18 protein-coding genes are annotated in these 21,199 nt (G+C 70.7%); 8 read left to right on the top strand and 10 right to left on the bottom strand.

What is annotated here, in order from left to right:
- Positions 1 to 41: 41 nt before the first annotated feature.
- The gene (locus ACZ5WE_RS21415; protein WP_467691256.1) at positions 42 to 1,535 is read right to left on the bottom strand and encodes an MFS transporter; all 1,494 of its coding nucleotides are present in this window, start codon (positions 1,533 to 1,535) and stop codon (positions 42 to 44) included.
- Positions 1,536 to 1,646: 111 nt separating this feature from the next.
- Here ACZ5WE_RS21415 and ACZ5WE_RS21410 point away from each other — a divergent pair, with 111 nt between their 5' ends.
- Entirely contained in the window at positions 1,647 to 2,657 is a 1,011-nt protein-coding gene (locus ACZ5WE_RS21410) for an Lrp/AsnC family transcriptional regulator (RefSeq protein ID WP_467691254.1), read from the top strand.
- A 25-nt stretch (positions 2,658 to 2,682) separates the two neighbouring features.
- Here the strand turns inward: ACZ5WE_RS21410 and ACZ5WE_RS21405 are convergent, their stop codons facing one another.
- Positions 2,683 to 3,558: a LysR substrate-binding domain-containing protein gene (locus ACZ5WE_RS21405; protein ID WP_467691252.1), complete on the bottom strand. Its 876-nt coding sequence runs from the start codon at positions 3,556 to 3,558 to the stop codon at positions 2,683 to 2,685.
- Positions 3,559 to 3,701: 143 nt separating this feature from the next.
- On the opposite strand from ACZ5WE_RS21405, the gene ACZ5WE_RS21400 reads away from it, so the two are divergent.
- Positions 3,702 to 4,715: a bile acid:sodium symporter family protein gene (locus ACZ5WE_RS21400; RefSeq protein ID WP_467691388.1), complete on the top strand. Its 1,014-nt coding sequence runs from the start codon at positions 3,702 to 3,704 to the stop codon at positions 4,713 to 4,715.
- Here the strand turns inward: ACZ5WE_RS21400 and ACZ5WE_RS21395 are convergent.
- The 3 genes from ACZ5WE_RS21395 to ACZ5WE_RS21385 all read right to left on the bottom strand — a co-directional run bounded on the left by ACZ5WE_RS21395 (position 4,651) and on the right by ACZ5WE_RS21385 (position 8,886).
- Positions 4,651 to 5,907: a DUF4185 domain-containing protein gene (locus ACZ5WE_RS21395; protein WP_467691251.1), complete on the bottom strand. Its 1,257-nt coding sequence runs from the start codon at positions 5,905 to 5,907 to the stop codon at positions 4,651 to 4,653. The genes ACZ5WE_RS21400 and ACZ5WE_RS21395 overlap by 65 nt on opposite strands.
- 10 nt (positions 5,908 to 5,917) lie before the next feature.
- A complete protein-coding gene (locus ACZ5WE_RS21390) occupies positions 5,918 to 7,816 on the bottom strand; it encodes an exo-alpha-sialidase (protein ID WP_467691250.1) in 1,899 nt (632 codons plus the stop codon).
- A 134-nt stretch (positions 7,817 to 7,950) separates the two neighbouring features.
- Positions 7,951 to 8,886: a quinone oxidoreductase family protein gene (locus ACZ5WE_RS21385; protein ID WP_467691249.1), complete on the bottom strand. Its 936-nt coding sequence runs from the start codon at positions 8,884 to 8,886 to the stop codon at positions 7,951 to 7,953.
- 93 nt (positions 8,887 to 8,979) lie between these two features.
- On the opposite strand from ACZ5WE_RS21385, the gene ACZ5WE_RS21380 reads away from it, so the two are divergent.
- Complete coding sequence (locus ACZ5WE_RS21380; RefSeq protein ID WP_467691248.1) at positions 8,980 to 9,426, top strand: MarR family winged helix-turn-helix transcriptional regulator; 447 nt, start codon at positions 8,980 to 8,982, stop codon at positions 9,424 to 9,426.
- 97 nt (positions 9,427 to 9,523) lie between these two features.
- Here ACZ5WE_RS21380 and fdhD read toward each other — a convergent pair whose 3' ends face one another.
- Genes fdhD through ACZ5WE_RS21355 form a run of 5 tightly spaced genes read right to left on the bottom strand, consistent with a single transcriptional unit; the run spans position 9,524 to position 16,276 of the window.
- On the bottom strand, positions 9,524 to 10,372 hold the full coding sequence (fdhD, locus tag ACZ5WE_RS21375; RefSeq protein ID WP_467691246.1) for a formate dehydrogenase accessory sulfurtransferase FdhD: 849 nt from the start codon (positions 10,370 to 10,372) through the stop codon (positions 9,524 to 9,526).
- 5 nt (positions 10,373 to 10,377) lie between these two features.
- Entirely contained in the window at positions 10,378 to 11,238 is an 861-nt protein-coding gene (locus ACZ5WE_RS21370) for a 2Fe-2S iron-sulfur cluster-binding protein (protein WP_467691244.1), read from the bottom strand.
- Positions 11,235 to 13,319, bottom strand: coding sequence for an NADH-ubiquinone oxidoreductase-F iron-sulfur binding region domain-containing protein (locus tag ACZ5WE_RS21365; protein WP_467691243.1), 2,085 nt, complete (start codon positions 13,317 to 13,319; stop codon positions 11,235 to 11,237). Before ACZ5WE_RS21365 ends, ACZ5WE_RS21370 begins: the two co-directional genes overlap by 4 nt.
- Before the next feature lie 8 nt (positions 13,320 to 13,327).
- On the bottom strand, positions 13,328 to 15,250 hold the full coding sequence (locus ACZ5WE_RS21360) for a molybdopterin oxidoreductase family protein (RefSeq protein ID WP_467691241.1): 1,923 nt from the start codon (positions 15,248 to 15,250) through the stop codon (positions 13,328 to 13,330).
- A gap of 48 nt (positions 15,251 to 15,298) precedes the next feature.
- Entirely contained in the window at positions 15,299 to 16,276 is a 978-nt protein-coding gene (locus tag ACZ5WE_RS21355; protein WP_467691239.1) for a 2-dehydropantoate 2-reductase, read from the bottom strand.
- A gap of 203 nt (positions 16,277 to 16,479) precedes the next feature.
- Between ACZ5WE_RS21355 and ACZ5WE_RS21350 the strand changes: the two genes are divergently transcribed.
- The 5 genes from ACZ5WE_RS21350 to ACZ5WE_RS21330 all read left to right on the top strand — a co-directional run bounded on the left by ACZ5WE_RS21350 (position 16,480) and on the right by ACZ5WE_RS21330 (position 21,187).
- A complete protein-coding gene (locus tag ACZ5WE_RS21350) occupies positions 16,480 to 17,814 on the top strand; it encodes an OFA family MFS transporter (protein ID WP_467691237.1) in 1,335 nt (444 codons plus the stop codon).
- Positions 17,783 to 17,926 (top strand): MFS transporter small subunit, encoded by a 144-nt coding sequence (locus tag ACZ5WE_RS21345; protein ID WP_363312384.1) that lies wholly within the window; start codon positions 17,783 to 17,785, stop codon positions 17,924 to 17,926. The genes ACZ5WE_RS21350 and ACZ5WE_RS21345 overlap by 32 nt, the downstream gene beginning before the upstream one ends.
- Before the next feature lie 122 nt (positions 17,927 to 18,048).
- The gene (locus ACZ5WE_RS21340; RefSeq protein ID WP_467691235.1) at positions 18,049 to 18,996 is read left to right on the top strand and encodes a beta-ketoacyl-ACP synthase III; all 948 of its coding nucleotides are present in this window, start codon (positions 18,049 to 18,051) and stop codon (positions 18,994 to 18,996) included.
- Between the two features lie 111 nt (positions 18,997 to 19,107).
- Positions 19,108 to 19,788, top strand: a complete 681-nt coding sequence (locus ACZ5WE_RS21335; RefSeq protein WP_467691233.1) for a GntR family transcriptional regulator — start codon at positions 19,108 to 19,110, stop codon at positions 19,786 to 19,788.
- Between the two features lie 217 nt (positions 19,789 to 20,005).
- Positions 20,006 to 21,187: an ROK family transcriptional regulator gene (locus tag ACZ5WE_RS21330; protein ID WP_467691231.1), complete on the top strand. Its 1,182-nt coding sequence runs from the start codon at positions 20,006 to 20,008 to the stop codon at positions 21,185 to 21,187.
- Positions 21,188 to 21,199: the final 12 nt, after the last annotated feature.

Below are 21,199 nucleotides of genomic sequence, written 5' to 3'. Positions count from 1 at the left end.
AGTTTCGGTGGCGTAATCTCCACCGAATCTGTACGCAGCGGTTACGGCTGTGGCTGTCCTTCGAGGACGCGCTCGGCGGGTGCCGGAACCTTCCCTTCCGGTGCGGTGCGCGTGGACCGCACCATGACCAGAACCGCCACTCCCGCCACCAGACCCACCACGCCCGCGACGACCGCCGCCGCGTTCAGGCCGGAGGCGAACGCCGCCCGCACCGCATGATCGGAAAGCGTGCCATGCATGGCAGACGCACCGCCCCCCGCGACGGTGTGAGCCGCGTCATGGCCGAGCGAGTCCTGCATCCGCGAGGTCAGCACGGTGCCGAAGGCGGCCACCCCGACCGCGTACCCGAGCTGCCGGAACGTGTTGACCGCGCCGCCCGCCGTCCCCGCGTTCGCCGGCGGCACCGCCGCGAGGGCCGCGCCGCCGAGGGCGGGCGAGACCAGGCCGGTGCCGATGCCCGCGAGCGTGAGCCCGGGGACGAGCGAGCCCCAGGACGAGGCGGCGTCGAGCACCGCGAGGGCGACCCCGCCCGCGCCGATCAGGAGCAGGCCCACGCCGATGGTCAGGCGCGCGGGCACCCCGTGCAGCAGCCGCCCGCCGATCGCGGCCACGACGAACGAGGTCGCGGCCAGCGGCAGCATGACGAGGCTGCCGGCCACCGGGCTCATGCCGAGCACGGTCTGCAGCCAGATCGAGAGATAGGGCATCAGGCCGAAGGCGGCGGCGTTGTAGCCGATCGCACCGACCAGTACGCCCGTGAAGGCGGGCATCCGCAGGAGCCTCAGGTCAAGCAGCGGGTGCGCGACGCGGCGTTCGACGGCGACGAAGGCGGCGAGCGAGAGCACCGCGACCGCGAGGGTCGCCACGGTGGGCGCCGAAGTCCAGCCCTCCGCACCGGCCCGCACCACCCCGTACGTCAGCGCGCCCGCGAACAGCGCGAACGTCACCGTGCCCGCCCAGTCGACCCGACGTCCCGCAAGGCCCTTGGACTCCGGCACCACGCGCAGGGTCAGCCACATCGAGGCGACGCTCACCGGCAGGTTCACGAAGAAGATCCACCGCCAGCCGGGCCCCTCGGCGAGCAGCCCGCCGACGATCGGCCCAAGGGCCGCCGCGGCCCCGCTGACCGCGCCCCAGACGCCGAGCGCGACCGACCGGTCGCGCCCCTGGTAGGCCGCGCCGAGCAGCGGCAGCGTCGTCGCGAACATCGCGGCGGCGCCGAGCCCCTGCAGCGCGCGGGCGGCCACCAGGACCTCCGCGTTCGTGGCGAGCCCGCAGCCGAGCGAGGCGAGCGCGAAGAGCGCGGTGCCCACCACGTTGAGCCGCCGCCGGCCGAGCACGTCCGCCGCCGCGCCGACCCCGAGCAACAGCGCGGCGAGCGCGAGGGCGTAGCCGTCGATCACCCATTGCAGATCACTCAGCGAGGCGTTCAGCGCCTTCGCCATGTCCGGCAGTGCCACGACCACGATGGTCACGTCGAGCAGCAGCATGAACGTCCCCAGGCATACCGCTGTGAGCGGCCCCCATGTACGCATCTTCATTTCTCCTCGTGCGATTGGTACGACGCGTGTGCGTGCCTCGTACGATGGAGTCCGCCCGGACGATCCAAGTCATCACTCACGAAAGATCGAAGGAATTCGACACCGATGGGCAGTGCAGGAATGGAATCCCCCACGTCGGGCATGCGCGACTCGTTCGACGCCAGGCTCCTCCAGGCGCTGGAGATCGACGGCCGCGCGTCCTTCAGCAAGATCGCCGCCGTCCTCGGCGTCTCCGACCAGACCGTCGCCCGCCGCTACCGCAGACTGGTTTCCGACGGCAGCCTGCGGATCGTCGCCGTCCGGGACCACGAGAAGCTCGGCCAGGACCAGTGGATGCTGCGCCTGCGCTGCGCCCCCGACGGCGCCGACGCCATCGCCACCGCCCTGGCACGCCGCCACGACACCGCATGGATCGGCCTCACCGCCGGCGGCACCGAGGTCGTCTGCTGCACTCGGCCACGTACCCGCACCGACCAGGACGAGCTGCTCCTCGCCAAGCTCCCGCGCACCCCGCACATCGTCGACATCCGCGCCCAGCAGATGCTGCACCGCTTCTTCGGCGGTCCGGACGGCTGGCTGATGAAGCACGGGCCGCTGGACGAGGAGCAGATCGCGGCCCTGCGACCCGCGCAGCCCGCGTCCGCCGTCCGCACCGACGGGCCCCAGCGGATCGAACCGGAGGACGAGCCGCTCGTCGCCGCGCTCGAACAGGACGGCCGTGCGACCTACCCGGAACTCCAGCGGGCGACCGGGCGTTCGGAGTCGGCCGTCAAGCGCCGCCTCGGCGCGCTGCTCGCCTCCGGCGCGATCTACATCGACCATGAGTACTCCAACGACCTCATCGGCCTGCACGTCGGGGCGATGCTCTGGATCACCACGGCTCCGTGGGCCATGGACTCGGTGGGCAAGGCCCTCGCGTCCCACACCGAGATCGCCTACGCCACCGCCGTGGCGGGCCCCTCCAACATCATGGCGACGGCCGTGACCCGGGACACCCCCGCGCTCTACGCCTACCTCAGCGGGAAGCTGGGGCAGCTCGACGGCGTCCAGCACGTCGAGACGGCTCCCTTCATGCGCCGCGTCAAGCAGCTCACGTACCGGCCCCAACCCCGGTGACCGGCCCTGCCCCCGCAGGTGGGTCCTATCCCCGCTGACGCCGCCGGTGCAGCCGGTCGCCGCCCGCCAGGATCGAGGCCGCGAGCGCGTCCGCCGCGTCCTGCGCCGAGGCCCGCCGCTCCCCGTGCAGGAGTACGAAGTCGACCGCCCCGAGCTCCGGGAGGCCCGCGCGCTCCGGTACGCGGACCAGACCCGGCGGAATCAGGCCGTGGGAGTGCGCCATCACGCCGAGTCCCGCGCGCGCGGCGGCCACGAGGCCGTTCAGGCTGCCGCTCGTGCAGGCGATCCGCCAGGCACGGCCCCGGCGCTCCAGGGCCTCAAGGGCCAGCGCGCGGGAGATGCCGGGCGGCGGGAACACGATGAGCGGCACCGGCTTCTCGGGGTCCAGGCGCAGCCGTTCGGCGCCGATCCACACCAGCTCGTCGTGCCAGACCAGCTCGCCGCGCGGGTCCTCCGGGCGCCGCTTGGCCAGGACCAGATCGAGCTTGCCCGCGTCCAGCTTCTCGTGCAGTGTGCCGGACAGCTCGACCGTCAGCTCCAGATCGACGTCGGGGTGGTCGTGCCGGAACGACTCCAGGATGTCGGTGAGCCGGGTCAGGACGAAGTCCTCCGACGCCCCGAACCGCAGCCGTCCGCCGAGCCGCGTCCCGGTGAAGAACGCCGTCGCCTGCTCGTGCACCTCCAGGATCCGCCGCGCGAAGCCGAGCATCGCCTCGCCCTCCTCGGTCAGCTCCACGGAGTGCGTGTCGCGAGCGAAGAGCTGACGCCCGGTGGCGTCCTCCAGGCGGCGCACGTGCTGGCTCACCGTGGACTGGCGCAGGCCCAGGCGCCGGGCGGCCTGGGTGAAGCTCAACGTCTGGGCCACCGCGAGGAACGTACGGAGCTGAGCGGGGTCGTACATGGTCACGAGGTTATCGCGGAACGTGATGACAGTCAGAGCGGTATCCGGGATTCCCGATCGCGGTGATCAGGAGGATCATCGAGAGGGCACGACATGAACCGAACCGATGGAGCGAAGTGAAACGCCCGAGCTGGCCCACCTGGATGCCGATCGACCCCTACATCCTGGCGTTGCTCGGCACAGTAGGTATCGCCGCGTTGCTGCCCGCGCGCGGCATGGGCGCCGACATCGCGGGCGGGGCGTCGACCGGGGCCGTGGCGCTCCTGTTCTTCCTCTACGGAGCACGGCTCTCCACCCGTGAGGCACTGGACGGGCTCAAGCACTGGCGGCTTCATGTCACCGTCCTCGCCTGTACGTTCCTTCTCTTCCCGCTGCTCGGACTCGCGGCCAAGGGGCTCGTTCCCTACGTCCTGACGCCCGCCCTCTACAGCGGGTTCCTCTTCCTGACGCTCGTGCCCTCCACGATCCAGTCGTCGATCGCCTTCACCTCCATGGCGCGCGGCAACGTCCCCGCGGCGATCTGCGCGGGCTCCTTCTCCTCACTCGCGGGCATCGTCCTCACACCGCTGCTCGCCGCCGCCCTGCTCGGCAACAGCGGGGGCGGGTTCTCCGCGGACTCGGTCCTGAAGATCGTGCTCCAACTCCTCGTGCCGTTCCTCGCAGGCCAGTTCCTGCGCCGGTGGATCGGCCGCTTCATCGCTCGGAACAAGAAGGTGCTGAGCCTTGTCGACCGCGGCTCGATCCTGCTCGTCGTCTACACCGCGTTCAGCGAGGGCATGGTGCAGGGCATCTGGCACCAGGTGACGCCGCTGCGGCTCGGGGCGCTGCTCGGCGTGGAGGCGGTACTGCTCGCCGTGATGCTCGCCCTCACCTGGTACGGGGCCAGGAAGATGGGCTTCGGCCGCGGGGACCGCATCGCCATCCAGTTCGCCGGGTCGAAGAAGTCCCTCGCGGCCGGACTGCCCATGGCGAGCGTCCTGTTCGGTGCCCACGCCTCGCTCGCCGTGCTGCCCCTGATGCTCTTCCACCAGATGCAGCTGATGGTCTGTGCGGTGATCGCCAAGCGGCGCTCGCGCGACCCCGAGGACTTCATCACTGAGCCGTCGCCAGCCGAACGGACACGAACCGCGGTCGGTACAGGGACACGTTCCGGCTGACGTTCGCCTGCGCGCTCGCGGGCGCCGCGTCCAGCCAGTTGACGTCGTAACTGAGCAACAGCCGCCCGTTCTCGCTGAGCGCGGGATGCGCCTGGGGGTTGTACGCGGCCATGTCCTGCTCGGTGGAGCCGTCCTTCGGCAGGGGCGGCGCGAAGCCCTTCGCGGGGCCGTGCCAGGGGCCGGTGGGCGAGCACGCCCAGTAGGAGGTCACGGTGGTCAGGCCCTCGGTCCCCGCGGCCATCGTGAACAGGACGTACGTCCCTTTCACGCGCACCACGGTGAACGCGCTGCCCACACCCTTGCGTTGGCCGTCGCCGAGCACAGCCCGCGGTTTCCCCGAATCCGTCCAGTCCCCGCCGTCCCAGTACCGCCACGCGCCGGGCTCCGCCAGCCTGCCCTTGGGGACGCGTGCCACATAGGCGTGCGAGGCGGGGCGCGCGACCGCCTTGCCGTCGTTGCCGCCGAAGACGTACGTCCAGTCGCCGTCGTCGACCGTCGTCGTGCCGTACAGGACACGCTTGTCGAGGTCCCGCACGGCGCTCTGGTCGGAGACCTTGACGATGCCCTCGACACGCAGACCGGGCAGGGAGAGCGTGGCGACCTCGGTGGCGGTCGGCACCCCGTAGATCCACGGGCCCGAGCCGGTGGCGCGGGTCCACAGCAGGACGCGTACGACCTTGTCGGACGAGCCGGGGGAGCGGGGCTCCACCTTCGCGGCGACCGGCCAGCGCCACTGCTGCGGTGCGGGGTCGGGGAAGAGCGGGGCGGGCAGGGTGCGCTGCAGGGTGCCCGAACGCGACATCACCACGGCCGAGTTGCGCACCATGGGCGCGGTCGCGTCGCGCCAGGTGTGCGGCTGGCCCACCGGGTTGGGCGGGGCGTGCACCTGGCCGAGGAAGGTGTCGGAGAACAGCCAAAGGAGACGCCCGTCCGGCAGCCGCACCGAATGCGTGCCGTCGCCGCCGGTCCAGTCGTCCGCCCGGGCCGTGTCGTCGCCGTAGCGGGCGAAGGCCCCGGTGACCTTGTCGTCGGCGGTCCAGGACGAGACGGTGCGCGCCTCACATGCGTCGCCGCCCTCCCGGTCGTCCGGGAGGGCGGTGAGCAGCACGGCCGCGCAGGCCAGGGCGAGCAGCAGGACGATCCAGGTCCTGCGCGCGCCCCAGCCTCGGCATGGACCTTGGTCGGCGGACACGTGCGGGACGTTAGTTGCTCCCGCGGATGCGGTCCATGGGGAGCCATGCGACGGTGTCCCGCGTCACAGGGGCCTTGGTCGCGCCGTCAGTACCGAGCGAGGCCAGCTCGGCGTCGCTCAACGCGCGGTCAAAGACTCGCACTTCATCGATGGATCCGTTGAAGTGGGCGCGACTGTCGACTCGTTGACCGACGTGGAAGCCGTACCCGGAGGTGCGGGAGACCGTGCCCGGGACGTCGGCGGTGGTGATCCGCGTGCCGTCGACGGACAGCGTCAGCTGTCCGCCGCCGCGACGCAGTGCGATGTGGTGCCACTGGCCGTCGTTGTAGGCACCCGTGGTGCGCACGGAGGCGGACCTGGGAGGAGAGGAGCCCTCACGCGTGGTGATCAGGCCCGTGACACGGTTGCTCGCGGGCTCGCCGCGCAGCCACACCTGCGGCTGGTTGGTGCCGATGCCGCCCATCCAGAGCAGCGGCTGTTCACCACTGGTCGCGGAGTACCGGAACCACAACGAGGCCGTGAAGTCCTTTGCGCCGAGCGGGAGTTGATCGCGATAGGGCAGACGTACGGCATCATTCGAGCCGTCGAAGGCGACGGCCTTGCCGAACCGCCCGTCGGTGGTGGACGCCCCGCCGAGCACGGCAGCCGCCTTCGCGCGCGGCGCGCGGTCGCCGGTTGTCGGATCCGGGCCCCGGCGCGGCTGCAGCCAGTCCTCGGTGAAGCGCGCGAAGCGGATCTCGTCGCGTGCGTCGACCGCTCCGCCCTCGTACATCAGGCCCACGTGTGCGCCGTCGGCCCGCACCATGTCCGAGTAGCCGGACCAGTCCGTGGTGACCGTCGTGCCGCGGTCGACGCTGTCCCAGGTGCGGCCGCCGTCGTAGGACGAGCGGATCTGCATCGTGCGGCGGCGGTCGGGGTCACCCGGGCAGGCGAGCAGCATCCGCTTGCCGAACTGGAGCGTGGAGCCCTGTACTTGGGGCGTGTAGAGATCGGGAATGGCCTTGAACGGCGCGACGAAGGAGTCACCCCCGTCGCGGCTGACCGTGTGGGTGCGATGCCCGAGGTCGGTGCCGTCCTGCTCGCGCCCGCTGACGTAGACCGCGCCGTCCGGCCGTTGCGTGATGGTCATCTCCGACGGCTTCTGCCGGAACGTGCCGTCGGCCGGTATCGGGTACGAATCCTTGGCGCCGATCCTCCAGTTGTCGCCGCCGTCGTCGCTGACGATCAGGGCCGCGTGGTTCGCGGTGACCCGACTGCCGTTCCATGTCTCGGTGTTGACGGTGAAGACAAGCCGCCCAGCGTGCCGGCCGCGGGTCAGCTGGAGGCCGTGCACGGGCCCGGTGGCGTACCAGGAGTTCCAGTCCTTCGGCAGGATCTGGTCGCTCAGGTCACGCGGCGCCGACCAGCTGCGTCCGTCGTCGTCGCTGTACTGGAGGTGCGGGGTGCGGTCGCAGGGGACGGCGCAGTTCCCGCCGTCCGTGCGGCCGGTGTTGTATGTCTCCGCAAGGAGGATGCGGCCGGTCCTGCGGTCCACGAGCGGCGCGGGGTTGCCGTGCGTGTCGCCCGCGCCCTCGTTCACGATCTGCAGCGGACTCCAGGTGCGGCCGCCGTCGTGCGACCGCTTGAGGACGATGTCTATGTCGCCCGCGTCACTGCAGTCGTTCACCCGCCCCTCGGCGAAGGCGAGGAGCGTGCCCTTGACGGTCTTCACCACGGCGGGAATGCGGTAGCAGGCATACCCGGGGTCCTGCGAGGCCTTGAAGAGCACCTGTTGTTCGAACTCCGCCGAACGGGCGTCCGGCGCCACCTGCGCCGAGGGCCCCGGGAGCAGGGCCCCGACGGCGACGACGGTCAAGGCGGCCGTGGTGGTGCGGAGGGATCTGAGGCGTAAACGGAGAGCTGATGGCATGACGCGGCCCACCCTTCGAGGTGACTTGACATCCTGACATCCCACGTCCAACGTTCGCGCCTCAGACGCTAGTTGGATGCTTCGACACCCCACAAGAAGCGTGCGTGGCACGAATGGGCGCGGCCTGGTCAGGCTCAGGGAATCAATATGACTTTCCCGAGATTGCCCCGCGCCTCGATCACCGCATGCGCCTTCGCCGCGTCCTCGAGTGCGAACTCGGCGTGCACGGCGGGGCGAAGCTCGCCCGTCGCGAAGAGCCGCCACAGCTCTCGTCGCCACGTCTCGTACACCCTGGGCCTCCCGCGCGCGATGAGCGCCATCTGGAAGCCGATGACCGACTTCGCGCCCACGAGCAGGTCGTACGCCTGGACGGTGCCGCCGCCCGAGCTGTAGGCGACGAGCCGCCCGTGCGGCGCGAGTGCCCGCACCGCGGGCGTGAGCAGCTCGCCGCCGACCGCGTCGAGGACGTAGTCGACGGGCTCGCCCCACTTCTCTTCGTCGTACGTGATGACCTCGTCGGCGCCGAGCGAGCGCAGGAAGTCCGCCTTGCCGCAACCGGCTCCGCCCGCCGACACGGCTCCCACGACCCGCGAAGCGCCCCTCAGCCTTGCCAGTTGCAGGGCGAGATGTCCGACTCCACTGGCCGCCGCCGTGACCAGCGCGGCCTCACCCGGCGCCGGGCGGGCGGAGTCGAGCGCGCCGTACGCGACGAGTCCGCTGCGGACGAGGGTGACCGCGTCGACGGCACTCGCCCCGTCCGGGACGGGCGACGCCATCGCGGTGTTCAGGAGCGCGAACTCGGCGTAGCCGTGGCCGAAGCAGAGCCCCGTGACGCGGTCGCCCGGCGCGTACCCGCTCACGCCATCGCCGGTGGACACCACCTCTCCGGCGATCTCCCCGCCGAGCGGGATCGGCTCGCGGGGCTCACGGACCTTCCGTACGACGGGGAGCGTGACCCCTGCCGCGGCGACACGCACGAGGAGCTCGCCGGGCCCCGGCACGGGAACCGGCACGTCCTCCGTGAAGAGGACCTCGGGGCCGCCACTGTGTTCGTACCGAACGCGACGCATGCACACTCCAGACACAGAGGTAATTCATTGGGGGCGCCAACGGTACGCGTGTTTTCGTTGGGAAGTCCAATGATTCTCGGATAGGCTCGCCCCATGCCCACGACCCCGCCCGCACCCAGCGGTATCCGCACCCTCCCCAGTTGGCTGCTCGGCCGCGCGGCGGCCCGGGGCCGGGGCCTCGTCGCCGAAGCCCTGTCGGGTGAGGGAATGAAGATGTGGCACCACGTGGTGCTCTCCGCCGTCGCCGATCAGGGTCCTGTCGCGCAGGCGGCACTCGGCCGCAGCATTTCGCTCGACCCCAAGGACCTGGTCGGCGTCATCAATGAGCTGCAGGACGCCGGGTTCGTCGTGCGCACGCCCGACCCCGCCGACCGCCGCAAGAACGCGATCACGATCACGGAGGACGGCGAGCGGACCCTCGACCGCTGTGCCGAGGTGGCGCGGCTGGCCAACGACGCGCTCCTGGCGCCTCTTTCGGCCGCCGAGCGGGGGCAGTTCCTGGGCCTGCTCACTCGGATCTCGGGCACCGAGGGGGCATAGCGAGGGCGCCATGGCACGGCGGGACGGGGACCCCGACGGCGCAGGGGGCGCTCCCCGCCGGTCGGGGCCCCGCCGCCGTGCAGCGGGGAGCGGCCGGTCAGCCCTGGGAGGCCGCGGCCCGCATGGCGATCCGGTGCTCGCCCGCGTACACGTTCATGGAGGAGCCGCGCAGGAAGCCGACCAGCGTCAGGCCCGTCTCGGCGGCCAGATCGACGGCGAGTGACGACGGCGCGGAGACGGCGGCGAGCACCGGAATGCCCGCCATCACCGCCTTCTGGGCCAGCTCGAACGAGGCACGTCCGGAGACCAGGAGCACCGCCCGCGACAGGGGCAGCCTGCCCTCCTGGAGGGCACGTCCGACGAGCTTGTCGACCGCGTTGTGGCGGCCCACGTCCTCCCGTATGTCGAGGAGTTCACCGTCCTCCGAGAAGAGCGCCGCCGCGTGCAGGCCCCCGGTCCGGTCGAAGACGCGCTGCGCCGCGCGCAGCCGGTCGGGGAGGCACGCGAGGAGCTCCGTTTCGAGCCGGACCGGGGGAGTGTCGGCGATCGGGAACCGAGCCGTCGTGCGGACCGCGTCCAGACTCGCCTTGCCGCACAGGCCGCAGGACGACGTGGTGTAGACGTTGCGTTCGAGGGTGATGTCGGGCAGGGCGAGTCCGGGAGCGGTCTTCACGTCGACCACGTTGTACGTGTTCACGCCGTCGGCCGTGGCCCCGGCGCAGTAGACGATGGACTGGAGCTCGTCCGCGGAGCCGAGCACCCCCTCGCTCACCAGGAAGCCCGCCGCGAGCGCGAAGTCGTCACCGGGCGTGCGCATGGTGATGGCCAGGGGCTTTCCGTTGAGCCGGATCTCCAGCGGTTCCTCCGCGACGAGGGTGTCGGGGCGCTCGGTGACGGCCCCGTCCCTGATGCGGATGACGCGACGGCGCTCCGTGACTCGTCCCATGTCGATCAGTCCCGGTTCTGTACGTGCTGGTAGCCGAAACGGCCCTTGATGCAGAGGTTGCCGTGGGTCACCGGATTGTCGTGCGGCGAGGTGACCTTCACGATGTCATTGTCCTGCACGTGCAGGGTCAGGTTGCAGCCGACTCCGCAGTACGCGCACACCGTCGTCGTCTCGGTCTGCCGCTCCTCGTCCCAGGTCCCGGCGGCCCGCATGTCGAACTCGGACTTGAAGCTCAGCGCCCCGGTCGGGCAGACCTCGATGCAGTTCCCGCAGTACACGCACGCGGAGTCGGTCAGCGGCCCGTCGTGCTCGACGGCGATCCTGGCGTCGAAGCCACGGCCCACCACGGAGATGGCGAACGTGTTCTGCCATTGATCACCACAGGCGTCGACGCACTTGTAGCAGAGGATGCACTTGTCGTAGTCGCGGACGTACAGGTCGTTGTCGACCCTGGGCTCCTCGTTGAGCCGCGCGGCGTCCGGACCGAAACGGTCGGGCTCGGCCTCGTACTCCTTCAGCCAGCCCGCGACCTTCGGTGTGGTCGACAGGTCGACGGACGAGGCGAGGAGTTCGAGCACCACCTTCCGGCTGTGCCGGGTCCGCTCGGTGTCCGTGAGGACGCTCATACCCGGCTCGGCACGGCGCGAGCAGGCCGGGGCGAGGGTCCGGGCGCCCTCGACCTCGACGACACACACTCGGCAGGCGTTCTTCGGGGTGAGGGTGTCGCCCTCGCAGAGGGTCGGGACATCCTTGCCCGCGGCCCGGCAGGCATCCAGGATGGTCGACCCCTCGGGCACTCTGGCGTCCTGCCCGTCAAGCGTGAACTCGACGAGACGGCGCGGGATTCCCAGCGGTACGGCACTCACTTGTACGCCCCCAGGCGGTCGATGGCGGATTCCACGGCGTTCCACGCGGTCTGGCCGAGCCCGCAGATCGAGGCGTCCCGCATGGTCCGCCCCACCTCGCGCAGGAGCGCGATGTCACCCGCGGCCTCCGCCCCCGTCCGCTCGACGATGCGGTGCAGGGCCTCCTCCTGCCGGACGGTGCCGACCCGGCAGGGCACGCACTGACCGCAGGACTCGTCGCGGAAGAACTCGGCGATACGGAGCAGGACGCGGGGCAGCGGCACGGTGTCGTCCAGGACGAGCACGACGCCGGAGCCGAGCGTGCTGCCCGCCTCCCTCGTCCCCTCGAAGGTGAGCGGGATGTCGAGCTCGTCGGGCCGTACGAAGCCTCCGGCCGCGCCGCCCAGGAGGACCGCGCGGAGGTTGTCCGGCTTCCCGGAGAGGGTGAGGAGCTCGCCGAGGGTGGCGCCGAAGGGGAGCTCGTAGATACCGGGGCGTTCGACGCTGCCGGAGACGCAGAAGAGCTTGGGCCCGGTGGACTTCTCCGTACCGATGGCGGCGTAGGCCTGCGCGCCCATGGTGAGGATGGGGAGGACGTTGACGAGGGTCTCGACGTTGTTCTCGGCGGTGGGTTTGCCGAAGAGACCCTTCTCCACGGGGAAGGGCGGCTTGGACCGTGGCTCTCCTCTGTACCCCTCGATGGAATTGAAGAGGGCGGTCTCCTCACCGCAGATGTAGGCGCCGGCGCCGCGCCTGATCTCGATGTCGAAGGCGTACCCCTGCCCGAGGACGTCGTCCCCGAGAAGGCCACGCGCGCGTGCCTCCGTGATGGCGTGGGTGAGCCGCTCAAGGGCGCGGGGATACTCGCCGCGGAGATAGAGGTAGCCGAGGTGGGCGCCCGTCGCGTACCCCGCGATGGTCATCGACTCGATGAGCGAGTACGGGTCGCCCTCCATGATCACCCGGTCCTTGAAGGTGCCGGGCTCGGATTCGTCCGCGTTGCAGACGAGGTAGTGGGGGTGGTCCGGCTGCGAGGCGGTGGCCTGCCACTTTCTTCCCGTGGGGAAGGCGGCACCGCCTCGGCCGAGGAGGCCGGAGTCCGTGACTTCGCGGATGACGGCGGCGGGACCCATGGCGAAGGCGGTGCGGAGGGCGGTGTAGCCGCCGTGGGCGCGGTAGTCGTCCAGGGACGACGGGTCCACGGTGCCGATTCTGCTGAGCAGCAGGAGGCCTTCTTGGCCTGCTTGGGGGACGGCGAGTTCCGCCGGGGGCTCGGCAGGGGCGGTCTCCGGGGTGAGGGCGGCTTGGGTGAGGGTCTCGGGTGTGGCGGGGGCGACGGTTGCGGTGACGTAGGTCTTCTCCCCAACCCCGCCCCTTCCCGGCTGTGACATTTGCGGCTCCGCCGCGGGGCCGCTCTGGCGCGGGGGCCTTGGTTGCCGTTGATCACCGGCTCCGCCGAGTTCGTCCTCAAACGCCGGACGGGCTGAGGCCCCCTCGCCCGGCCGTGGTCTTTCAGCCCGTCCGGCGTTTGAGGACGAGCCGTCAAGGCGATTTGCTGTCACCCCAGGCCCCCGCGCCAGCGGGTTTTCGGGAAGGGGCGGGGTGGGGGAGGAATGCGCCGCAGGCGAACCGGCCCGCACCACCAACGCAGCGGGAGCCCGCTCGCACAAGCCCAGGCAGGGGCTTCGCTCGACAGTGACCCCGGACTCCGGGGCGAGCCGCGCCTCCACCTCCCCGCAGAGCGAGGCCCCGCATGCGAGGTCCGTGCACACCCGCACCACCGTCCCGGGACGGGGCCGCACCGAGAACATGGAGTAGAACGTGGCCACCCCGTACCCCTCCGCCGGCGGCACCATCAACCGCCGGCAGAGGTAGTCGAGGCCCCCCTCGCTCACCCACCCCACACGGTCGTTGAGCGCGTGCAGCCCCGGCAACAGCTCATCCCGCCGCTCCCGCGCCGCACGGCCACCCCGAGCCCACCGCAAGTCCACGTCGCTGCGGTCATCGGCCCCCTCCCACGCCGACTCGGGCGGCCCGAGCACCGCGTCGACGGCCGCTCGCTCCTCGTCCGTCGGCTTGCTGTCACCGAAGTGCAGATCCATACGTCACCTCACGTCGCCGGCACGGCCAGCTTGTCGATACGTATGGCCGACGCCTTGAACTCCGCTGTGCCCGCGATCGGGCAATTGGCCTCGATCGTGAGCTGGTTGGTGTCGACCTCGTCGGGAAAGTGCATGGTCATGAAGGCCAGACCGGGGCGGAGCCCGGGGTCGACCCACACCGGCGCCGTCACCGAGCCGCGCCGAGACGACACCCGGACCTCCTCGCCGACCACGACCCCGTACCGCTCCGCGTCCTCCGGGCACAGCTCGACGTACTCGCCGCGCCGCAGCGGCGAGGCGAAACTCCCGCTCTGCACCCCGGTGTTGTAGGAGTCGAGCCGCCGCCCCGTCGTCAGCCGGATCGGGTAGGAGTCGTCGGTGAGGTCGACCGGCGGATCGTGCGCGACGAGCCCGAAGGGCGCCAGTACGCCGCGTCGTGCCGGGTCCGCGTCCCACAACCGGCCGTGCAGGTACGTCGGTTCGACGCGTTCCTCCGAGGGGCACGGCCACTGGATGCCCTGCAGCGACTCCAGACGGTCGTACGTCATGCCCCAGTGGTCGGGCGACACCGCCCGCAGCTCGTCCCAGACCGCCTGCGCGTCCGCGTACTTCCAGTCGTGGCCGAGTCGTTCGGCGAGGTCGCAGAGGATGTCGATGTCCTCGCGCGCCTCACCGGGCGGCCGCACGGCCTTGCGCACCCGCTGCACGCGCCGCTCGCTGTTGGTCGTCGTGCCGTCGGTCTCCGCCCAGGCGGCGGTCGCCGGAAGGACGACATCGGCCAACTCGGCGGTCTTGGTCAGGAAGATGTCCTGGACCACGAAGAAGTCCAGGGCCCGCATCCGCCGCATCGCCTGCTCGCTGTCCGCCTCCGACTGCGCGGGGTTCTCACCGATGCAGTAGACGGCCTTGAGCGAACCCCCCTCCATCGCCTCGAACATCTCCGTCAGGTTCAGCCCGTAGCGCGGCTCGATGACCGTGTCCCACGCCGTCTCGAACTTCATCCGCGAATCCGGGTCGAGGATGTCCTGGAAGCCGGGCAGGCGGTTGGGGATCGCGCCCATGTCGCCGCCGCCCTGCACGTTGTTCTGCCCGCGCAGGGGCTGCAGGCCCGAGCCGTAGCGCCCCACGTGACCGGACAGGAGCGAGAGGTTGATCAGGGCGCGGACGTTGTCCGTACCGTTGTGGTGCTCGGTGATGCCGAGCGTCCAGCACAGCTGCGCCCGCTCGGCGCGCGCGTAGGCGTGCGCCAACTCCTTGATGGCGGCGGCCGGTACGCCCGTCACCTTCTCGGCGAGCGTAAGTGTCCACGGCTCGACCAGGGCCGCGTACTCCTCGAAGCCCGACGTCGCCCGCTCGATGAACGCCCGGTTGGCCAGGCCCGCGTGGATGATCTCGCGGCCGATCGCGTGCGCCATCGGGATGTCCGTGCCGACGTTCAGCCCGAGCCAGCTCTCCGCCCACTCGGCGGTCTTGGTGCGGCGCGGGTCGACGGCGTACATACGGGCGCCGTTCCTGATCCCCTTCAGGACGTGCTGGAAGAAGATCGGGTGCGCGAAGCGGGCGTTGGAGCCCCACATCACGATCAGGTCGGTGTGCTCGACCTCCTCGTAGGACGAGGTGCCGCCGCCCGAGCCGAAGGCCGCGGAGAGGCCCGCGACGCTGGGCGCGTGGCAGGTGCGGTTGCAGGAGTCGACGTTGTTCGTGCCCATCACCACGCGGGCGAACTTCTGTGCCACGTAGTTCATTTCGTTGGTCGCGCGGGCGCAGGAGAACATTCCGAACGCCCCGCGTGCGGCCTGGAGGCCCGCCGCCGTCCGGGTCAGGGCTTCCTCCCAGGTGGCCCGGCGCAGCGGCTCGTCGCGCGCGTCGCGTACGAGGGGGTGGGTGAGGCGGGTGTACGTCTTGGGCACCCGGTCCTGTTTCCTGCTCATGGCGCGCTCCATGTGTTCTCGTTCACGGCGCGCTCCTCATGTTCTCGCTCATGCCGCGCTCCTCATACGGTCGGCCAGCAGATCCGAGATGGCGTGGACGGTGCGGAGCGTCGGCACCGGAACCCCGGTGATCTCCGCGAGTTCGACGACGGCCGCGAGCAGCACGTCGAGTTCAAGCGGTTTGCCGCGCTCCAGGTCCTGGAGTGTGGAGGTGCGGTGGTCGCCGACGCGCTCGGCGCCTGCCAGGCGCCGCTCGACGGAGATGTCGGGGCGGCAGCCGAGTGCCGCCGCGACGGCGAGCGTCTCGTTCATCATGATCTCGATGACGCGGCGCGTGCCGCCGTGCAGGCACATCTCGCGCATCGTGGCGCGGGCGAGCGCGCTGATCGGGTTGAAGGAGATGTTGCCCAGCAGCTTGATCCAGATGTCGCCGCGAAGTTCGGGCTCGACGGGGCACTTCAGGCCGCCCGCCTGCATGGCCTCGCTGAAGGCGAGGCAGCGCTCGGAGCGCGATCGGTCGGGCTCCCCGACGGAGAACCGGGTACCTTCCAAGTGCCGTACGACTCCCGGCCCTTCGAGCTCGGTCGCCGCGTACACCACGCAGCCGATGGCCCGCTCGGGCGCGATCACCGCACTGACCGCGCCCTCGGGGTCCACGCTGCTGACGCGGTGGCCGTCGTGCGGGCCGCCGTGCCGGTGGAAGTACCACCAGGGGATGCCGTTCTGGGCGGCTATCACCGCCGTCTTGTCGTGCAGAAGCGTCTCGATCAGCGGCCCGCACGCCGCGTACGAGTTGGCCTTCAGGCCCAGGAAGACGAAGTCGACGGGGCCGATGTCGGCCGGGTCGTCGGTGGCGTGGGCCCGCGCGGTGAAGTCGCCGCGAGGGCTGTGGACACGTACTCCGTGCTGCCTCATGGCCGCCAAATGCGGTCCACGGGCGACGAGATGGACGTCGGCACCGGCGCGGTGCAGCGCGGCTCCGACGTAGGCGCCGATCGCACCGGCGCCGAGGACTGCGACTTTCACGGTGGCGCGCTCCGTTCGGTTGAGGGATCCGAAGAAGGCTCAGGGTCAAGAAGGATCGACATCGCATGCCATTACTGTCGATGGAATATTGTCTACAGTATGGAAGTTGGCCCAGCAAGGGGTCGCGCGGCAGATTGCATACCGTCGACGGAATCGGTTCGGCCTCTTCCCAACTCCCCGCTTGATTCCTACTGTTCTGGATCATGAGGCCCCCCGTCGCACCTCCCGGATGGAGCCGCTGGCTCGTTCCGCCCGCCGCGTTGTCCGTCCACCTCTCCATCGGCCAGGCCTACGCCTGGAGCGTCTTCAAGCCCCCGCTGGAATCGGCGCTCCACCTCAGCGGCACGCAGAGCGCGCTCCCCTTCCAGCTCGGCATCGTGATGCTCGGCCTCTCGGCCGCCTTCGGCGGCACGCTCGTGGAGCGCAACGGTCCGCGCTGGGCGATGACGGTCGCCCTTGTCTGCTTCTCGTCCGGCTTCCTGACAGCCGCCCTCGGCGCGGCGATCAGCCAGTACTGGCTGATCGTCTTCGGCTACGGCTTCGTCGGCGGCATCGGCCTCGGCATCGGCTACATCTCGCCCGTATCGACCCTGATCAAGTGGTTCCCGGATCGCCCCGGCATGGCGACGGGCATCGCGATCATGGGCTTCGGCGGCGGCGCACTCATCGCGTCCCCGTGGTCCGCGCAGATGCTGGACTCCTTCGGCGCCGACACCGACGGCATCGCGCTCGCCTTCCTCGTGCACGGCCTCACGTACGCCCTCTTCATGGCGCTCGGCGTGCTCCTGGTACGGGTGCCCCGCACGGAGGGTGCGCGCAAGCCCGGTGTTCCCGGCGCCCTTGACGGGCCGCAGGTGTCCGCGCGGGCCGCCGTGCGCACGCCCCAGTTCTGGTGTCTGTGGATCGTGCTCTGCATGAACGTGACCGCCGGCATCGGCATCCTGGAGAAGGCGGCGCCGATGATCACCGACTTCTTCTCCGACACCTCCACGCCGGTCTCGGCCGCCGCCGCGGCCGGCTTCGTCGCCCTGCTCTCCGCCGCGAACATGGCCGGACGTATCGGCTGGTCATCGACGTCCGACCTGATCGGCCGCAAGAACGTCTACCGCGTCTACCTGGGCGTCGGCGCGCTGATGTATCTGCTGATCGCGCAGTTCGGGGACACATCGAAACCGCTCTTCATCGTCTGCGCGCTGGTGATCCTCTCCTTCTACGGAGGCGGCTTCGCGACGATCCCCGCGTATCTGAAGGACCTCTTCGGGACCTATCAGGTGGGTGCGATCCACGGCCGCCTGCTGACCGCCTGGTCGACGGCCGGTGTGCTCGGTCCGCTGATCGTCAACTGGGTCGCCGACCACCAGGAAGAGGCGGGCAAGCGCGGGGCGGGGCTCTACGGCCTCTCCCTCACGATCATGATCGGACTGCTGATCGTCGGCTTCGTGGCGAACGAGTTCGTCCGCCCCGTCCACGCCCGCCACCACATCCCCGCCCCGAGGGAGGCCGCCCATGACGGCGCCGACCAGCACGCCGCCCAGTAGTCCGCCCCGCCGCAGGGCGCTGATCGTCGCGGCCTGGCTCTGGGTGGGGGTTCCGCTCGGATATGGGGTGTATGAACTCGTCCACAAGGCCACCCAGCTCTTCACCGGGTGACACCATGATGAGAAGTGGCCAAACACCACGCCCGATTCCTGTCGCTTTACGCGTCCTGTTACTGGTGAGTCGCTGAGCAGACTGGAGGGTCCCGCATCTCCGGCAACAAGGGGGACCCGTTCATGCACGGCTCACGCATCGCCGCCGTCGGCCACTATCAGCCCGCCAAGATCCTCACCAACGAGGACCTGGCGGGCATGGTCGACACCAGCGACGAGTGGATCCGCTCCCGCGTGGGCATCCGCACCCGCCACATCGCCGGACCCGATGAGCCGGTCGACGAGCTCGCCGCGCAGGCCGGGGCCAAGGCCGTCGCCGCCGCGGGCCTCGCCCCCGACGCCATAGACCTCGTCCTGGTCGCCACCTCCACCGCGATCGACCGCTCGCCGAACATGGCGGCCCGGGTGGCGGCACGTCTCGGCCTCCCCTCGCCCGCCGCCATGGACGTGAACGTGGTCTGCGCGGGCTTCACGCACGCGCTCGCCACCGCCGACCACGCCGTGCGGGCCGGGGCCGCCACCCGCGCCCTGGTGATCGGCGCGGACAAGATGTCCGAGGTGGCCGACTGGACGGACCGCACCACGTGCGTCCTGGTCGGGGACGGCGCCGGCGCGGCCGTCGTCGAGGCGTGCGGTCCCGGCGAGGAGCCCGGCATCGGTCCCGTGCTCTGGGGCTCGGTCCCCGAGATGGGCAACGCCGTACGGATCGAGGGCACGCCCCCGCGGTTCGCGCAGGAGGGCCAGAGCGTCTACCGGTGGGCTACGACGCAGCTGCCGCCGCTGGCCCGCAAGGCCTGCGAGAAGGCCGGTCTCACGCCGGAGGATCTGGCGGCGGTCGTCCTGCACCAGGCCAACCTGCGCATCATCGAGCCGCTCGCCGAGCGGATCGGAGCGGTCAACGCGGTCGTCGCCCGCGATGTGGTGAACTCCGGCAACACCTCGGCGGGCAGCATCCCGCTCGCCCTGTCCAAGCTGGTGGAGCGCGGCGAGATCAACCACGGTGATCCGGTGCTGCTCTTCGGCTTCGGCGGGAACCTGTCGTACGCGGGCCAGGTCATCCGCTGCCCGTAGTACGGCCCCACCACCTTCCCCGCGTGGTGTGACGGGACCGACTCCCCCTGGTGCTGGCCATTGTGCTCAGTAGACTGTAGACAAAAGGCAATCGTCGAGGAGGGGACCGCGATGTTGTCCACAGGACTGCCGCAGGGGGCGGTGCCCAAGCTCGAACGGCCCGGTCCGCTCCGCGAGCGGGTGTACGAAGCGCTGCTCGAGCTCATCACGACCCGCGCGCTGCAGCCGGGCCAGCACCTCGTGGAGAGCGAACTGGCCGGGCATCTCGGGGTGTCGCGGCAGCCGGTGCGCGAGGCCCTGCAGCGGTTGAACACCGAGGGCTGGGTCGATCTGCGGCCCGCGCAGGGCGCGTTCGTGCACGAGCCCACCGAAGAGGAGGCGGACCAACTGCTCACGGTCCGCACGCTCCTGGAGGCGGAGGCCGCCCGGCTGGCCGCCGCCAACGCGGGCACCGCCGGGATCACCGCCCTGGAAGAGCTGTGCGCCAAGGGCGAGAAGGCCGTCGCGGACGGCGAGGTGGACCTGGTGGTGGCCACGAACGCGGCCTTCCACGCCAAGGTCATGGAGCTCGCCGGCAATGTCGTCCTCGCCGAACTCGCCGGGCAGGTGGACCGCCGCGTGCGCTGGTACTACACGCCGGTGGCCCGTCAGCGCGGCAAGCAGTCCTGGATCGAGCACCGTCAGCTCATCGCGGCGATCGCCGAGCGCGACGAGGGCCGGGCCACCGAAGTCATGCGCGCGCACACGGAGCACACGCGGGAGACCTACCACCGACGCGAGCGCGACGCCTGACGCTGTCTCCGGGGGTCATTCGTCGGACACACCTGTCCCCGCCTTTGTCCTGTGACTGGAGAAAGTCATGGGTAATTCCTGCGCAACTTCTTCCCACTCCCGGCAGGCGCTGCTACGTTCCCCTCGAAAGCCCGACGCGACGGCGAAAATCCGCCGCGGCGGGATGAGTTGGACGACATGAGTTGCCCACTGAGGCGGGGAGGGGCGCGTGAGACGTATGACGGCTCGACCCGCCAATGCGCACCAGGCGCGACTGCTGCGGCTGCTGCGTGACGGAGGGCCCAACTCCCGTGCTCAGCTGGGCGATCAGGTCGACCTCTCGCGGTCGAAGCTGGCCGTCGAGGTGGACCGGCTCCTGGAGACCGGACTCGTGGTCGCCGACGGACTCGCCGCCTCGCGCGGCGGTCGCCGCTCCCACAACATCCGCCTGGCCCCCGCCCTCCGCTTCCTCGGCGTGGACATCGGCGCGACCTCGGTCGACGTAGCGGTGACCAATGCCGAGCTGGAGGTACTCGGCCACATCAACCAGCCCATGGACGTGCGCGAAGGGCCCGTCGCCGTGTTCGAGCAAGTGCTCGCCATGGCCGCCAAGTTGAAGGCCTCCGGGCTCGCGGAAGGGTTCGACGGTGCCGGGATCGGCGTTCCGGGTCCCGTCCGCTTTCCCGAAGGTGTCCCGGTCGCCCCGCCGATCATGCCGGGGTGGGATGGCTTCCCGGTGCGGGAGGCCATCAGCCAGGATCTGGGCTGCCCCGTCATGGTCGACAACGACGTGAACCTGATGGCGATGGGGGAGCAGCACGCGGGCGTCGCACGCTCCGTGGGCGACTTCCTCTGCGTCAAGATCGGCACGGGCATCGGCTGCGGGATCGTCGTCGGCGGTGAGGTCTACCGAGGAGTGACCGGCAGCGCCGGCGACATCGGCCACATCCAGGTCGAACCGGACGGGCGGCCCTGCGCCTGCGGCAACAAGGGCTGCCTGGAGGCCTACTTCAGCGGCGCGGCACTCGCCCGCGACGCGGAGGAAGCCGTCGGCTCCGGGCTCTCCCAGGAACTCGCGACCCGCCTGGAAGCCGCCGGGAAGCTCAGCGCGGTCGACGTCTCGGCGGCAGCCGCCGCGGGGGATTCCACCGCGCTCGACCTCATCCGGGCCGGCGGCAACCGCACCGGCCAGGTCATCGCGGGCCTCGTCAGCTTCTTCAACCCGGGCCTCGTGGTGATCGGCGGCGGTGTGACCGGCCTCGGCCATACGCTGCTCGCCGCCATCCGCACCCAGGTCTACCGCCAGTCGCTGCCTCTGGCGACCGGCAATCTCCCCATCGTTCTGGGCGAGTTGGGTCCGACCGCCGGAGTCATCGGCGGCGCCCGGCTCATCAGCGACCACCTGTTCTCGCCGGCCTGACCGGTACGTACG

The organism is Streptomyces sp. NPDC033180 (genome assembly GCF_055577645.1).
This window is presented reverse-complemented; position numbering and strand designations above follow the sequence as displayed.